General features: G+C 51.1%; 9 protein-coding genes, 1 tRNA gene and 3 rRNA genes. 5 read left to right on the top strand and 8 right to left on the bottom strand.

What is annotated here, in order from left to right:
* Positions 1-2: 2 nt before the first annotated feature.
* From HV127_RS10825 to HV127_RS10800, 6 genes are all read right to left on the bottom strand, one after another.
* Complete coding sequence (locus tag HV127_RS10825) at positions 3-320, bottom strand: hypothetical protein (RefSeq protein ID WP_181483803.1); 318 nt, start codon at positions 318-320, stop codon at positions 3-5.
* A 436-nt stretch (positions 321-756) separates the two neighbouring features.
* On the bottom strand, positions 757-1,032 hold the full coding sequence (locus HV127_RS10820; RefSeq protein ID WP_182235963.1) for a DUF2574 family protein: 276 nt from the start codon (positions 1,030-1,032) through the stop codon (positions 757-759).
* A gap of 193 nt (positions 1,033-1,225) precedes the next feature.
* Positions 1,226-1,341, bottom strand: a 5S ribosomal RNA gene (rrf, locus tag HV127_RS10815).
* A gap of 65 nt (positions 1,342-1,406) precedes the next feature.
* Positions 1,407-4,313, bottom strand: a 23S ribosomal RNA gene (locus tag HV127_RS10810).
* Between the two features lie 219 nt (positions 4,314-4,532).
* Positions 4,533-4,607, bottom strand: a tRNA-Glu gene (locus tag HV127_RS10805).
* A gap of 87 nt (positions 4,608-4,694) precedes the next feature.
* Positions 4,695-6,234 (bottom strand): 16S ribosomal RNA (locus HV127_RS10800).
* The 16S, 23S and 5S rRNA genes sit together here with 1 tRNA gene alongside, the layout of an rRNA operon.
* Positions 6,235-6,847: 613 nt before the next feature.
* On the opposite strand from HV127_RS10800, the gene HV127_RS10795 reads away from it, so the two are divergent.
* Entirely contained in the window at positions 6,848-7,972 is a 1,125-nt protein-coding gene (locus HV127_RS10795) for a cupin domain-containing protein (RefSeq protein WP_182235961.1), read from the top strand.
* A gap of 193 nt (positions 7,973-8,165) precedes the next feature.
* Here HV127_RS10795 and surE read toward each other — a convergent pair whose 3' ends face one another.
* Positions 8,166-9,041: a 5'/3'-nucleotidase SurE gene (gene surE, locus HV127_RS10790; RefSeq protein ID WP_182235959.1), complete on the bottom strand. Its 876-nt coding sequence runs from the start codon at positions 9,039-9,041 to the stop codon at positions 8,166-8,168.
* Positions 9,042-9,534: 493 nt separating this feature from the next.
* Here surE and HV127_RS10785 point away from each other — a divergent pair, with 493 nt between their 5' ends.
* Positions 9,535-10,314, top strand: a complete 780-nt coding sequence (locus tag HV127_RS10785; RefSeq protein ID WP_182235956.1) for a histidine phosphatase family protein — start codon at positions 9,535-9,537, stop codon at positions 10,312-10,314.
* Positions 10,315-10,398: 84 nt separating this feature from the next.
* Positions 10,399-11,742 (top strand): OprD family outer membrane porin, encoded by a 1,344-nt coding sequence (locus HV127_RS10780; RefSeq protein ID WP_182235954.1) that lies wholly within the window; start codon positions 10,399-10,401, stop codon positions 11,740-11,742.
* A 42-nt stretch (positions 11,743-11,784) separates the two neighbouring features.
* On the opposite strand, the gene HV127_RS10775 is transcribed toward HV127_RS10780, so the two are convergent.
* Positions 11,785-13,149, bottom strand: a complete 1,365-nt coding sequence (locus tag HV127_RS10775; protein ID WP_182240621.1) for an MFS transporter — start codon at positions 13,147-13,149, stop codon at positions 11,785-11,787.
* Positions 13,150-13,716: 567 nt separating this feature from the next.
* Between HV127_RS10775 and HV127_RS10770 the strand changes: the two genes are divergently transcribed.
* Positions 13,717-15,366, top strand: a complete 1,650-nt coding sequence (locus tag HV127_RS10770; RefSeq protein WP_182235952.1) for a signal transduction protein — start codon at positions 13,717-13,719, stop codon at positions 15,364-15,366.
* 144 nt (positions 15,367-15,510) lie between these two features.
* Positions 15,511-16,968 carry an MFS transporter gene (locus HV127_RS10765; RefSeq protein ID WP_181483811.1) on the top strand — a complete coding sequence of 486 codons (1,458 nt, stop codon included), beginning with the start codon at positions 15,511-15,513 and terminating at the stop codon, positions 16,966-16,968.
* Positions 16,969-17,016: the final 48 nt, after the last annotated feature.

Below are 17,016 nucleotides of genomic sequence, written 5' to 3'. Positions count from 1 at the left end.
ATTTATTTATTGCGGTTCATAAAGCGACGCAGTAGCCAAGTAAACCCCATAGCCATGCTGAACAGAATGACCAGCAGCAGCACCCAGCAGACCGAGATTCGCAGTAACGTACTCATCGTCATAAATGGCTGAAGATACACGGTAAATGAGTGCTCAACAGGTTTTCCCAGCAGCATCATTATCCCATCAGCTAACCAGACAAGCGCCCGACAAACCAACCAGATGATAGCTGGCCAACAGAGCAAAACCAGAAAGGTGAAGCGCTCTTGTATATATTTTATAAGTTGGCGCAAAGGAGGCCAGTTGATCAGAATTTTCATTTATATTCTCATATTGCCAGCCGGTAACATGCATTATTCGTCTGAAGACGTTACCGGGTTAGCTTCCATACAGGCAATGCACCCTATATTTTTATCAAATTTGAATTAACTTAAACCAGATCGAGTTAACAAAGTGTTAAGAACACTAAGTCATTTGCCTGAAAAAGTCCAGCCATTATAGCCATTACCAGGTATAGAATGAGAGTATCGCATCAGTTTGTTAATATGATTACATTAACGCAACTGAATATTTTAATAAAACTTACGGTCTATTTAATTTAAACAAAACATTAAGGAATGGGTTTATATTTATTTAAATTATATTAATAAAATTCAAATAATAAATAAAACAGTCCTCGCTCAATGAGTTTATTCATTTCATTACTTATTGGGCGATTATTTTCCGATAAAAATGATGTTGAAGTAAAAATTTCCCTTAATCGTAACTACTAACGATAACCTTTCGGGTTAAATCTCCTGGAACATTAACTGTTTTGGTGACTACACCACGTGAAATAGAAGAAACATATTTCGCATCAACAGGATACAAGTCATGACCGCATAACTGTCGCAGTTGCCCGGCAACAATATCAGTATGACAGGTAAGTGATACAACTTGCCCAGTGATGGTGAGTGTTGCGGTATCAGCAGCAAAAGTTGCTGAACTCACTCCATGAGCTAAAGTCAAAATCCCAATCAGCGCCATTTTCATTGGTTTTATAGCTCGTAACAGGATAGTAATAGAAAGATAGAAGTAAAGTGATGATAAAACCAGACGTTATAAGGAATATAGTCGTGCTGTAGTGCCAGATAAAACATTCATGCCACCAACTGGCTTGAATATTCCTCATACCATAAAAACGCAAAAAGCCCATCCGTCAGGATGGGCTCTTCACTTAATTAATGCCTGGCAGTTCCCTACTCTCACATGGGGAGACCCCACACTACCATCGGCGCTACGGCGTTTCACTTCTGAGTTCGGCATGGGGTCAGGTGGGACCACCGCGCTGTCGCCGCCAGGCAAATTCTGTTTATCTGTATCAAGCTGAATCTCTCTCAATTCCGCCAAAACATCTTCGGCGTTGTAAGGTTAAGCCTCACGGTTCATTAGTACCGGTTAGCTCAACGTATCGCTACGCTTACACACCCGGCCTATCAACGTCGTCGTCTTCAACGTTCCTTCAGGACTCTCAGGGAGTCAGGGAGAACTCATCTCGGGGCAAGTTTCGTGCTTAGATGCTTTCAGCACTTATCTCTTCCGCATTTAGCTACCGGGCAATGCCATTGGCATGACAACCCGAACACCAGTGATGCGTCCACTCCGGTCCTCTCGTACTAGGAGCAGCCCCCCTCAATTCTCCAGCGCCCACGGCAGATAGGGACCGAACTGTCTCACGACGTTCTAAACCCAGCTCGCGTACCACTTTAAATGGCGAACAGCCATACCCTTGGGACCTACTTCAGCCCCAGGATGTGATGAGCCGACATCGAGGTGCCAAACACCGCCGTCGATATGAACTCTTGGGCGGTATCAGCCTGTTATCCCCGGAGTACCTTTTATCCGTTGAGCGATGGCCCTTCCATTCAGAACCACCGGATCACTATGACCTGCTTTCGCACCTGCTCGCGCCGTCACGCTCGCAGTCAAGCTAGCTTATGCCATTGCACTAACCTCCTGATGTCCGACCAGGATTAGCTAACCTTCGTGCTCCTCCGTTACTCTTTAGGAGGAGACCGCCCCAGTCAAACTACCCACCAGACACTGTCCGCAACCCGGATTACGGGTCCACGTTAGAACACCAGCCATTAAAGGGTGGTATTTCAAGGATGGCTCCATGCAGACTGGCGTCCACACTTCAAAGCCTCCCACCTATCCTACACATCAAGGACCAGTGTTCAGTGTCAAGCTATAGTAAAGGTTCACGGGGTCTTTCCGTCTTGCCGCGGGTACACTGCATCTTCACAGCGAGTTCAATTTCACTGAGTCTCGGGTGGAGACAGCCTGGCCATCATTACGCCATTCGTGCAGGTCGGAACTTACCCGACAAGGAATTTCGCTACCTTAGGACCGTTATAGTTACGGCCGCCGTTTACCGGGGCTTCGATCAAGAGCTTCTCCTTACGGATAACCCCATCAATTAACCTTCCGGCACCGGGCAGGCGTCACACCGTATACGTCCACTTTCGTGTTTGCACAGTGCTGTGTTTTTAATAAACAGTTGCAGCCAGCTGGTATCTTCGACTGATTTCAGCTCCATGAGCAAGTCACTTCACCTACCATCAGCGTGCCTTCTCCCGAAGTTACGGCACCATTTTGCCTAGTTCCTTCACCCGAGTTCTCTCAAGCGCCTTGGTATTCTCTACCTGACCACCTGTGTCGGTTTGGGGTACGATTTGATGTTACCTGATGCTTAGAGGCTTTTCCTGGAAGCAGGGCATTTGTTACTTCAGCACCGTAGTGCCTCGTCATCACACCTCAGCGTTGAATGACGTTCCGGATTTACCTGGAACATCCGCCTACATGCTTAAACCGGGACAACCGTCGCCCGGCTAACATAGCCTTCTCCGTCCCCCCTTCGCAGTAACACCGAGTACAGGAATATTAACCTGTTTCCCATCGACTACGCCTTTCGGCCTCGCCTTAGGGGTCGACTCACCCTGCCCCGATTAACGTTGGACAGGAACCCTTGGTCTTCCGGCGAGCGGGCTTTTCACCCGCTTTATCGTTACTTATGTCAGCATTCGCACTTCTGATACCTCCAGCAGCCCTCACAGGCCACCTTCAACGGCTTACAGAACGCTCCCCTACCCAACAACACATAGTGTCGCTGCCGCAGCTTCGGTGCATGGTTTAGCCCCGTTACATCTTCCGCGCAGGCCGACTCGACCAGTGAGCTATTACGCTTTCTTTAAATGATGGCTGCTTCTAAGCCAACATCCTGGCTGTCTGTGCCTTCCCACATCGTTTCCCACTTAACCATGACTTTGGGACCTTAGCTGGCGGTCTGGGTTGTTTCCCTCTTCACGACGGACGTTAGCACCCGCCGTGTGTCTCCCGTGATAACATTCTTCGGTATTCGTAGTTTGCATCGGGTTGGTAAGTCGGGATGACCCCCTAGCCGAAACAGTGCTCTACCCCCGAAGATGAGTTCACGAGGCGCTACCTAAATAGCTTTCGGGGAGAACCAGCTATCTCCCGGTTTGATTGGCCTTTCACCCCCAGCCACAAGTCATCCGCTAATTTTTCAACATTAGTCGGTTCGGTCCTCCAGTTAGTGTTACCCAACCTTCAACCTGCCCATGGCTAGATCACCGGGTTTCGGGTCTATACCCTGCAACTTAACGCCCAGTTAAGACTCGGTTTCCCTGCGGCTCCCCTATACGGTTAACCTTGCTACAGAATATAAGTCGCTGACCCATTATACAAAAGGTACGCAGTCACCCAACAAGTGGGCTCCTACTGCTTGTACGTACACGGTTTCAGGTTCTGTTTCACTCCCCTCGCCGGGGTTCTTTTCGCCTTTCCCTCACGGTACTGGTTCACTATCGGTCAGTCAGGAGTATTTAGCCTTGGAGGATGGTCCCCCCATATTCAGACAGGATACCACGTGTCCCGCCCTACTCTTCGAGTTCACAGCCTGTGTGTTTTTGTGTACGGGAGTATCACCCTGTACCCTGCGACTTTCCAGACGCTTCCACTAACACACAAACTGATTCAGACTCTGGGCTCCTCCCCGTTCGCTCGCCGCTACTGGGGGAATCTCGGTTGATTTCTTTTCCTCGGGGTACTTAGATGTTTCAGTTCCCCCGGTTCGCTTCGTTAAGCTATGTATTCACTTAACGATAGTGTGTCGAAACACACTGGGTTTCCCCATTCGGAAATCGTCGGTTATAACGGTTCATATCACCTTACCGACGCTTATCGCAGATTAGCACGTCCTTCATCGCCTCTGACTGCCAGGGCATCCACCGTGTACGCTTAGTCGCTTAACCTCACAACCCGAAGATGTTTCGTAAAACACTTCATGATTGCGAAAATTTGAGAGACTCGAACACACCGTCATGCTGTTCTTATTTACGGAGAACAGACGCAGCGTGTCGTTTCAATTTTCAGCTTGATCCAGATTTTTAAAGAGCAAATATCTCAAACGTAACTCACTGAGTTAGTTTTGAGATATCGGTAGGTTGTGTCTTTCACTCACAGCCAGCAAGTGGCGTCCCCTAGGGGATTCGAACCCCTGTTGCCGCCGTGAAAGGGCGGAGTCCTAACCGCTAGACGAAGGGGACACGAGGTGTCGCGACTTCGCAGCCGTCTTGCTTCTTTACATTCATCAGACAATCTGTGTGAGCACTACAAAGGCAGGTTCTTTAAGGTAAGGAGGTGATCCAACCGCAGGTTCCCCTACGGTTACCTTGTTACGACTTCACCCCAGTCATGAATCACAAAGTGGTAAGCGCCCTCCCGAAGGTTAAGCTACCTACTTCTTTTGCAACCCACTCCCATGGTGTGACGGGCGGTGTGTACAAGGCCCGGGAACGTATTCACCGTGGCATTCTGATCCACGATTACTAGCGATTCCGACTTCACGGAGTCGAGTTGCAGACTCCGATCCGGACTACGACATACTTTATGAGGTCCGCTTGCTCTCGCGAGGTCGCTTCTCTTTGTATATGCCATTGTAGCACGTGTGTAGCCCTACTCGTAAGGGCCATGATGACTTGACGTCATCCCCACCTTCCTCCAGTTTATCACTGGCAGTCTCCTTTGAGTTCCCGGCCGGACCGCTGGCAACAAAGGATAAGGGTTGCGCTCGTTGCGGGACTTAACCCAACATTTCACAACACGAGCTGACGACAGCCATGCAGCACCTGTCTCAGAGTTCCCGAAGGCACCAAAGCATCTCTGCTAAGTTCTCTGGATGTCAAGAGTAGGTAAGGTTCTTCGCGTTGCATCGAATTAAACCACATGCTCCACCGCTTGTGCGGGCCCCCGTCAATTCATTTGAGTTTTAACCTTGCGGCCGTACTCCCCAGGCGGTCGACTTAACGCGTTAGCTCCGGAAGCCACTCCTCAAGGGAACAACCTCCAAGTCGACATCGTTTACAGCGTGGACTACCAGGGTATCTAATCCTGTTTGCTCCCCACGCTTTCGCACCTGAGCGTCAGTCTTTGTCCAGGGGGCCGCCTTCGCCACCGGTATTCCTCCAGATCTCTACGCATTTCACCGCTACACCTGGAATTCTACCCCCCTCTACAAGACTCTAGCCTGCCAGTTTCGAATGCAGTTCCCAGGTTGAGCCCGGGGATTTCACATCCGACTTGACAGACCGCCTGCGTGCGCTTTACGCCCAGTAATTCCGATTAACGCTTGCACCCTCCGTATTACCGCGGCTGCTGGCACGGAGTTAGCCGGTGCTTCTTCTGCGAGTAACGTCAATCACTGCGGTTATTAACCACAATGCCTTCCTCCTCGCTGAAAGTACTTTACAACCCGAAGGCCTTCTTCATACACGCGGCATGGCTGCATCAGGCTTGCGCCCATTGTGCAATATTCCCCACTGCTGCCTCCCGTAGGAGTCTGGACCGTGTCTCAGTTCCAGTGTGGCTGGTCATCCTCTCAGACCAGCTAGGGATCGTCGCCTTGGTAAGCCATTACCTCACCAACAAGCTAATCCCATCTGGGCACATCTGATGGCATGAGGCCCGAAGGTCCCCCACTTTGGTCTTGCGACGTTATGCGGTATTAGCTACCGTTTCCAGTAGTTATCCCCCTCCATCAGGCAGTTTCCCAGACATTACTCACCCGTCCGCCGCTCGTCACCCGAGAGCAAGCTCTCTGTGCTACCGCTCGACTTGCATGTGTTAGGCCTGCCGCCAGCGTTCAATCTGAGCCATGATCAAACTCTTCAATTTAAGTTTGATGCTCGTGAATTAAACTTCGTAATGAATTACGTATGTTCACTCAGAGACTTGGTATTCATTTTTCGTCTTGCGACGTTAAGAATCCATGTCACTTTGAGTGCCCACACAGATTGTCTGATAAATTGTTAAAGAGCAGTGCAACGCGGCTTTCGCTCACCGTTGCGAGGTGGCGTATATTACGCTTTCCTCTTTCAGAGTCAACCTTATTTTCAGGTTTTTCTCTTCAACCAACCCGGCTGTTTGTGTGAAGTGATTCACATCTGCCGTGTCAGTGGGAGCGCATTATAGGGAGCTCCCCGGATATAGCAACCCTTAAAATACAAAAAACTTATCAAGCGTTCATAATTTGAACTTTCAAAGTGAAGCTATATCGATAAAAGCAAAGAAAACCCAGGCTCCATGCGGCCTGGAGAGATTCATCGTCAAACATGAATTTTCGCGAAAATTAACGCTAATCTCGTTTCCCCCCCTCCAGACCTCCCTTTTCTTTTCTTATGTCGTTACCTCAAGTGATGAATTAAGCAACACCCTTGACCCATGACAAAGCAGCGCGAGGTCGCGGCTTTCTATAATCAGGCCCGTTTCTTCTTATTGGTGTGAACCTATGGCTTATCAACTCAACATTAACTGGCCCGAGTTTTTAGAAAAGTACTGGCAAAAGCAGCCGGTAGTATTAAAGAAGGCTTTCACGGACTTCATCGATCCGATTACGCCAGATGAGCTGGCAGGGTTGGCCATGGAGCCGGAAGTCGATAGCCGACTGGTGAGCCTGACTAACGGGCAATGGCAGGCCAGCAACGGTCCATTTGAACATTTTGATGGTCTCGGCGAAACGGGCTGGTCATTGCTGGCGCAGGCCGTAAATCACTGGCACATGCCTGCTGCTGAACTGGTTCGTCCTTTCCGCGTGCTGCCGGATTGGCGCTTAGACGATCTTATGATCTCTTTTTCCGTACCGGGCGGCGGCGTTGGCCCGCATATCGACCAGTACGATGTCTTTATTATTCAGGGTATGGGTAGCCGGCGCTGGCGCGTGGGCGACAAACTGCCGATGCGTCAGTTCTGTCCGCATCCCGCGCTGCTGCATGTTGATCCGTTCGCACCGATTATTGATGAGGATCTGGAGCCTGGCGATATTCTGTATATTCCACCGGGATTCCCGCACGACGGTATTACCCATGAAACGGCGCTGAACTACTCCGTCGGCTTCCGTGGCCCTAATGGCCGCGATCTGATCAGCAGCTTTGCCGATTATGCGCTAGAGAACGATCTTGGCGGCGAGCACTACAGCGATCCTGATTTAACCTGCCGTGAGCATCCGGGCCGGGTAGAAGAGTATGAGCTCGAACGTCTGCGCGACATGATGATCGAGATGATTAGCCAGCCGGAGGACTTCAGGCAGTGGTTTGGGCGCTTTGCCACCACACCGCGTCACGAACTGGATATTGCGCCTGCTGAACCGCCTTTTGAAGAAGAAGAGATTGTCGATGCGTTAATGGGCGGTGAAATGCTCACTCGCCTGAGCGGCCTGCGCGTATTGCACATCGGCGAGAGCTTCTTTGTGAATAGTGAGCAACTGGAGCCTACAGAACCCAATGCCCTGGATGCGCTTTGCCGCTATACCCTTTTGGGCAAAGATGAACTGGGTGAAGCTGCGCTGAAAAATCCTGCCTTCACTGCCGACCTGACCCGTTTGATTAACCAGGGCTACTGGTTCTTCGACGAATAGCATTTCAACATCAGTTCATATATATACCCTAAATAATTCGGGTTGCGGGAAGGCGGCAAGTAAGTGAATCCCCGGGAGCTTACTTAAGTAAGTGACTGGGGTGAGCGAACGTAGCCAACGCACATGCAACTTGAAGTATGACGGGTATAGAAGGCGCGAATAACGCGCCTTCTTCTTTTATATCGCTATAGCATCATTTTCCGAGCAAAGTCTCGTACTGTGCCTGGAACTGTGGCGCGTTCCATGAACCATCAAACAGGGTGTATGTGATATATCCTTTATTCAACCAGCCCGAGTCATTATCCCCTTCTGCTGGTTTCATCGCTTCCGGGTTCATCGTCTGTTTTGCCGTTCCGTCCGCCAGCAGTTCATAGCCAATCTGCGGCGCAGGGTATTGTTCATTCTCAATATAATGAACACCTTTGATTTCAGCCGACGGCAGCGGCGGATAGTTGATACTCAACCCCGATCCCTGCGGCAAAATTGGACTACCCGGCTTATGGGCGGCATTAAGTTTATCCACCAGCGTAACGACATAATCCACCGAGTCAGGCCAATATTTATGAGTACTCGGCCACTTGTTTTTCATCTCTTCTTCTGTGAAACGATAGCCGATGCTGGCGGCAATCGCCGGGAAACCGTAGCGCAAGGCGCGAACCGCCGCGCTCACAGTACCGGAGTTAACCTGTGCCATGCCGGTATTAGGGCCATCATTGACGCCCGAAATCACCAGATCCGGCGGCGCATCTTTCAGCACGCCCCACAGGCCAAAATCCAGCGCATCAGCGGGTGTTCCGGGGAAGCAATAGCGCTTGTCAGCAGCTTTTTTAACGTCAAAAACTTTCCCCGTCTTAAAGGTGATTGCCGAACCGATACCGCTCTGGTTGGTTGCCGGGGCCACCATCCAGACGTCATACCCTTTTGCCGCCAGTTTTTCCTGCAACGAAGTGGTGCCAACAGACTGACAACCATCGTCATTAACCAGCAGTATTTTCAGCGGTTTTTCAGCAGCCTGAACTGAGGCGGCGGATAGCGCCAGAATGGCGGCAGTCAGAATTTTCGTTCTCATCTTCATTCCTTATTGGGTAGCAGAGATATTTCTTAGGCGCAAAAAAAAACCTAAGCCCCCTGCTGCAAGCCAAATTGGCGTACAGGGGGCTTAGGTTTTGCCTGTGGTCAGTAACAATCCCAAAGTGAAGAAAAAATAACGCCTGATGAGTGAAGAGTCCAGCGTATGACGCTGTATTTTGTGACAGACCTCAAGCACTGAATGTTATTTCAATAAAAAACCACCAATTAATCCGAAATTTAATCATGAGAAACTTCTCAATCACAAAATCAACTCCATGAAGATGATCACATTTATTGACATCAATAATCACAAGGGATGTTTTTTAGAATATTTGGTGATACCGTAGTCGATGTTGGATTGTTACTGTTAAAGAACAGGCGAAACCTACGTCAGAAAGTTCGAGCAAGCATGATGTTATTTATGCTTCGTATCGGATATCTGAGGTAGGTTTTTTTTTGCTTATAAAAAGACCATGCAGATGGAGAATAATATGAAGAAGTGGCTAATTGCATTAATGATGACGGCAGGTGCGGCAACCTGCTCCGCCGCAGAGGTCAAAAATGATGATGGCGTAAATATCTATTTTGCCCGCCATGGCAAGACGCTGTTGAATACTTTCGATCGCGTTCAGGGTTGGGTAGATTCACCGCTCACCGAAGACGGTATCCGCGTCGCACGCTATCTTGGCGAGGGGTTAAAAGACATTCCGTTTGATAGCTTCTATTCCAGCGATGCCGGACGCCAGCGGGAGACCATGCAGGTAATCCTTAAGCAAGCCGGAGTGAGTAATTACCAACTTACTGAACTAAGCGGCCTGCGCGAAGCGTTCTTCGGCGGTTTCGAAGGTGGCTATAACAAAGATATGGCCGACGCAGGGGCAAAACAGTTGGGTCTTAAAGATGGCGCCGCGCTTTTCAGCCAAATGAAGGCCGGCACTCTATCTGTTGATACCAACCAGAATGCACTAGCGGCTGCCGACCCTAAAGGGATGGCGGAAAATTATCAGCAGGTCAAAACGCGTACACAGGCAGCCCTGCATACAATCGTTGAAAACGCGCAGGCCCGCGGCGATAAAAACGTGCTGGCGATTTCATCCGGCACTGCAATGCAGATAATGATTTCAGATTTAACGGACGATAGCGCGAAAAACAAACCACTCGCCAATGCTGCCGTGGTTAAAATTGTTTATAAAGACGGAAAATATACCGTTCCTGAAATCGGCACCATGAAATATGTCGAAGCCGGAAAACAATCTCTCGATAAAAAATAAAACCAGCATTTAGTTATTCATTACTGCAGGCTGCAGGCGAAATTGTCTCGCCCGGATCGCTGCGTCCCAACTCTGGGGTTTATTATGAAAATCAATACAATTACAGTCGCCATTATGATGCTGGCTATTCCCACCAGCGTCTGGTCCTCCACGACCAAAAACAGCATTCAAGAACGCGATATGGTTAATACCGTGCTCGACGACCCGTTATTTAGCCAGTCGCACATGTCCTTATCTTTTAAAAACTACTGGAAATATCTCAAGGAAGAAGAAACCGAGCCGAAAAAGGTCCATAACGCCTGGGGTCAGGGCGTCGCAGTGGATTACCAGTCAGGTTATTTTGCCGATATTATCGGTTTTGATGCCACCTACTACGGGGCGATGAAACTCGGTGCCAGCGATTACTTTAACTCCCGTGGCGTACTCTACAATGACGGCAGCGGTAATAAAAAAAGCAACGCCGAAGGTTTTTCAAAAATTGGCCAACGCAACGTCAAGCTGCAATACCGCCTGGAAGACGTCAACCTGAATGCCCGTTGGGGCTGGCAGACGATGAAAAACTACGGCGTCATCTCCAACTCCACCCGCCTCTCACCGACGACCTATTTAGGCTGGACCGGCGCGGTGAACTATGGTCCGTTTACGCTGCGCGGTGCGTACATCGAAAGCTCGATGGATCGCAACTCGCCGGATAAGAAACGCTTTCAGACCAATAGCGGACAATATATTAACCACATCGCCAGCGGCGATATTCTGTGGCAAAGCGAACTCTTGAACATGCAGTACGCCTATGGTGAAAGCGATAACTATCTGCGCCGCCATATCCTGTTCACTAATCTTAAGCCGATGAAAGCACTGAATATTGGTACCCAGGTGTACGCCACCCATGCGCTGGATGAGTACAAAAACATGCCGGCCAATAAGCGTGATTTTGACGACGACGCCTGGCATATCGCTATGGACGTTAAGTGGCAGGCCGACAACTGGAGCACCAAATGGGGTCTGGGCTATACCGATGCCAGTAAGGCTAATGAAGTGGGATTCTATCCACGTCACATGAGCAAAAACTCGCGCGGCACCTTTACCTCAATGGCCTATGCAGGTAATGACTATATGCGCGACGGCGAACTGGTGCTCTCCAATATGTCGGATTACAACCTGACGCCGGAGCTGGCTATCGGCCTGGCCGGTAACATTGCCCAGTTTAACTACCGTGGCAACCATGTCCGTACTGGCGAAATCAACGCCTTTAGCCGCTGGGTGCCAACGCATCCGAGGCTGAAAAACCTCACCGTCTGGGCGATGTTCGGACCGGGCTGGTCTTATAAAATGAATGGCAAAACCCCGGTGCTGACCGACGGTCATTACAGCCGGGCCAACTCGCTCTCCTCGGAAGTGATTATCGAATATAAGTTTAATCTGTTCTGATATGCTCGCCCCGCCGCCATTGGCGGGGCAAACCTTCACAAATTACTTCTTCACCTCATTGAGTTCATCGTTATAGCTTTCCCGCGTCATGCATACGCAGAGGATAGTAATCAGCGCCATACAGGCAAGGAACAGCGAGATAGGCCACGACTCGCCGCCGGACCACACCAGCAGCAAAGTGCCAATCATCGGCGTTAAGCCGCCAACGATATTCGCCAACTGGAAGCCTAACGACACGCCGGTATAGCGCACGCTGGTGTCAAATAGCTCCGAAAAGAAAGCGGGTTGAACGCTGAACATCATCCCCAGCCCAACGGAATAACAGAAGGTGGTGGCGAACATAAACATTTTCACCGAGCCAGAATCGATCATCCAGAACAGCGGGAAGGCAAAGATCAGCGTGATGGCAGCCCCTGCAAGATACACCGGCCGACGGCCAATTTTATCGGATAGCCAGCCAAAGAATGGGAAGGTAAAGATACCAACGAAACTAGCTAACAGCAGGCCATTTAGCGCCGTTTCACGAGTGAAGTTCAGCTCTCTGGTGACGTACGACATGAAGAACGCCACCGTCAACCAGCCCAGCACAATCTCCCCCATGCGCATGCCCATCGCCAGGAACACCGCTTTGCGATGGTGCTTCAGCACGGCAAGAATCGGAAACTGTTGTTCCGCCGCTTTCGGCGCGTTCTGCTGCTGTTTCTGATTTTCCTGGAATACCGGCGTCTCTTCAATGCGCGAACGGATAAACATGCCGACAAACAGCAACGCGATACTTAGCAGGAAAGGCACGCGCCAGCCCCAGGACATCAGGTCATCTTCCGGCAGCATCACCACCAGCGCAAAAACGGCAGTCGCAATAAACAATCCAAGCACGTTACCTAACTGGACAAAAGTGCCAAAAAAGCCACGACGATTGCGTGGTGCATATTCGGTGATAAGCGTGGTCGCCCCGCCCCACTCGCCGCCGATGGCGAATCCCTGACAGAGACGCAGAAAAATCAAGATCAGCGGCGCGGCGTTGCCGATGGTGTCATAGCTGGGAATTAAACCAATGCAGAACGTCGAAATTCCCATAATCATCAGCGATAGCACCAGCGATTTTTTACGGCCAATTTTATCGCCGTAGTGGCCAAAAACGATGGCCCCGATGGGTCGGCTCACAAAGGTGATCGACAGCGTCAGGAAAGATACCAGCAGCGCCATCAGCGGTGAGAGATTGGGGAAAAAGAGCGACGGGAACACCAGCGCGGCGGCGGTACCGTAAATAAAAAAGTCATAGAACTCGATGGTTGTGCCGGATAAACCCGAGCCTAGCACGGTGATCAGCTTTCTTCGTTCATGCTTTTGTAGCGATGTTTGTTCGTCTTTTGCAGGGGCAATGGCTGGCGAGGTAAGCATAGTCATCATTAAATCCTCTGTCCTGAATCATTATTGTTAAATCGGGCGGCGCCTGGCTAACAGCAGTGGCGAAGGGAAAATCGCCAGCAAGCTAACTCGAATTAGCTAATTATAACAAGATACAGAGATTCACAACGTAAATGCTAAAAGAGTGTGACCAGGATCGGTTAAATTTTAACACTCATGCAAATCACCGTTGCCGGCAAGACGATCTAAAAAATGACATAAACCATTAAAAATAAATGAAATACTAGTTAATTAGTGATCAAGAATAACCAACCCACTTCTCTTCACCCTTTTTTCCCACCTTCTCAACGCTTTTACAGGCATTTATCCATCCACAGTCAGAAAGAATTAAATAAAAATTTAATTATCAACACCTTAACAAAACAATATTGATTGCCATCACAAAATCCCGGTAAAGGGTTTGTCCCTGTCTTTTTTTTACCTTAACTTGCTAATTCGAGTTAGCTAATGAAATCAGCAACCAAAGAAGCGGCTGATACGGCACGAAACCATGCGCAGCACGATGAACGATAACTAAGCTACCTATCCCCTACAGGAGAAATTCACATGTTGAATTTAACGTTACCCGCGGAAGCCGAGTTTATTACCCCGAAATCAGGCGAAGTTTTGATGGTCACCAATGCGGATCTCCGCGAACCGGCTAACGTCACCTGCTGGCCCACGCAAAAATTATTTGAACAGCGTCTGGAAGCGGCGCTGGAAACATTAGGCTACCGCCTGCGCCGCGCCCATCCGGTCAATGAGAGCCGCGGTCACGGGTTTATCAGCAGCCAGAAGGAAGGTAGCGATCTGTTCGCCCAAATCGATCCGGATGCGCCGGTTATCGTCCTGCTGACCGCCTGGCAATACTCTCACCATCTTGCCCCTTCGCTGGTGCATCATCGCGGCCCCATTTTGCTGCTCGCCAATTTCGATGGCACCTGGCCGGGCCTGGTCGGCATGCTCTGCATGGCCGGATGCCTCACCAGCCTTGAGCGTAACTACTCGCGGCTATGGTCCGAAACCTTTGCCGATGACGCGTTTATTCGTGGCTTAGAGACCTGGCTGCGCGATGGCCATCTCAGCCATAAGCTGGGCTATCTCCACCCGGTCGCCCCCAGCGCGCCGCTGCTGGCCAGCGAAGCCGGGCAGATTGGCGTTAAAGTTGGGCAGTCGATCCTCAAACATAAAGCCATTGTCGGCCTGTTCGACACCTTCTGTATGGGGATGATCAACGGCGTATTCCCGCAAAAAGCAATGATCGACGTGGGGATGCCTGTGGAGTCGCTGTCGCAATCGGCGCTGCTGGTTGAGATGAATAAAGTACCGGCCGCCCTGCGCGAAGCCTGCCTCGACTGGTACGAAACCCGTGGAATGCAGTTCAAATTCGGCCCTGACAGCGCGCAGGATCTCACCCGGGAGCAGGTGCTGGAACAGTGCGCAATGATGATCGCTATGGCGCGTTTCGTGAAGCGATTCGGGCTGACGGCGGTTGGCGTACAGTATCAACAGGGACTCAAAGACAGCTGTGCGGCCTCTGATTTTGCAGAGGGCGCTATCGGCAACGCCGAACGCTTCCCGATCCCGGATGAGAACGGCGAGATTATCTGCCCGGACGTGCCAATCCCCTGTATCAACGAGGTGGATATGGGCAGCGCCATCCCGCAGGTAATGCTGGCGAAACTGCTCGGCGCGTTGGGTATGGAGAGCGAAACCACCCTCCACGATATCCGCTGGGGTAGCGAATACAATGGCACATTTTATTGGGATCTGGAGATCTCCGGCGCGGTCCCGTTCGCTCATCTGAAAGGCGGGATCGCCGGAGCCACCGGCTATCGCCAGCCGCCGATGTTCTTCCCCTACGGCGGTTCGACTATCGCCGGACAGGGCAAAGCCGGACGCTTTATCTGGGCGCGCGCGCACTATGAAGGCACTCAGGTGATCCTGCATATCGGCACCGGCACCGCCGTCGAACTACCGCATGACGAATTCGAACGCCGCCGCAAGGCGACCAACTACGAGTGGCCGCTACTCAACGCCGTTCTCGACGGGGTTTCGCGCGACGATTTAATGGCGGGACACCAAAGCAACCATCTCAGTCTGGCTTACGTAGAGGAGGAGGTTTTATCCGAAGTGCTGAACGCCTTTATTGCCCAGGCGCTGACGCAAAATATAAAAGTCTTTATCGCAGGCGATGCTCATTTATTAATGAAATAAAAACTGATTCGCTTATGTAATTTTTACGTTGTTAGCGATCCTGGCAAACATCCGCTTAATTCGTCTCTTTATCGCCCATAAAGAGCGGGTCAACGCGCATCTGTCCGGGCGGGCCTTTTGCTTGCCCGGACGAGAGAGGATTATATGTATCAGCAGCAACATATTGAATTTATTATCCAAAAGGCAAAGAAACGGCTCGACCTACAGGAAGCCCCCGGCTGTACCAAAGCGGGATGGCTAATGATCACCGCATTATTAATTGAGTCATGGGATATTTATTCCATGGCGTTTATCTTATTCGCCCTGAAAGACATTTATGAACCCAGCAGTTGGCTGCTCGGTTTTACCGCCGCCGGTACTCAGCTCGGCGCGGTTATCGGCGCGCTGCTCGGCGGCTGGCTGACCGACAAACTCGGACGGCGCAAAATTTTCCTCTGGTCGATGATCCTGTTCGCGATTTTCGCCGTTCTTCAGGGCCTGGCGCCCAATATGTACTGGCTGGCGATTATTCGCTGCCTCGCCGGGATCCCAGTGGGCGCGGACGTGGCCAACGGCTTTACCTACATCATGGAAGTCATGCCGAAAGGCAAGCGTGAAGTGATGGCTAACCGCTGGCAGTTTATGTTCGCGCTGGGGATTATCGCCGCTATCCTGCTGGTCACTACTTTGGTCGCGCTTGATGTTCACCCGGATATGATCTGGCGTATCGTGCTGGCGGTTCCGGCCATTCCTGCCTGTCTGCTGCTGTTTATGCGTCGGGAGCTACCGGAAACTCCAGCGTGGTTTGTGGAACGCGGCCGCTTTATCGAAGCCAAAAAAGCCTCCCGCGAATATTACGGCGAACAGGATGGCCGCCTGCTGGACGACATTCTGCCCAACGAAAACGTCGCTATCGCCGACCCGACGCTCAAAGAGACGTTGCACGATCTGTTCCGTCGCCCGTTTACCCGCCGCACGACCCTGTTCGGCTGGTTCTCCTGCGCCGTACAGTCGTTTGAGAACTATGCCTTCTCGTTCTTCCTGCCGCTGATCCTCGTCACCATCGGTATTTCCGGGCAGATCCAGAACAACCTCGCTCTGCTGGCGGTGAACTGCATCGCCGCGCTCTCGGCGTTCGTTGGCCCACTGCTGCTGCCGACACTCGGCCATAAAGGGCTGAGCAAATACGGCTTCCTGCTGGTGACCATCGGTATCTCGATTTCGGCGTGGGGCGTCTACAGCAGCAGCTTCGCTTTTATCATCTTCGGCGCAGCGCTGATGCTGTGGGGTCACTACTGGGACTCTGAAAGCGGGATGACGGTCATCTCCCTGGTGGCAAAACCGCGCTACCGCGGCGTGGCTTCCGGTATCGGCTACACCATCGTCAAGGTCACCGCCTTCGTCACGACTCTGGTATTCCCGGCCCTGTTTGAGGCAGTCGGCGTGCCAGTCGCCTCAATGATTATCGCTATCGCGCCGTTCTGCGCCTTCCTCGCCTCCATTTTCCTGCTACCGGAAGTCTTTGGTCATGCGGTGGGCGACGAAAACGATCAAGAACATGACGCCAGCCCGGCAATCGCCCTGCAGGGTCATGAATCCCCGGCCTCAACCTCTAAACATTAATCGCCCGGGCCGCAGGTGCGGCCCCCGCTGAACACATAAAGGAAGGAA

The sequence above is a fragment of the Klebsiella sp. RHBSTW-00215 genome, assembly GCF_014103785.1.
Classification (GTDB): domain Bacteria; phylum Pseudomonadota; class Gammaproteobacteria; order Enterobacterales; family Enterobacteriaceae; genus Klebsiella.
This window is presented reverse-complemented; position numbering and strand designations above follow the sequence as displayed.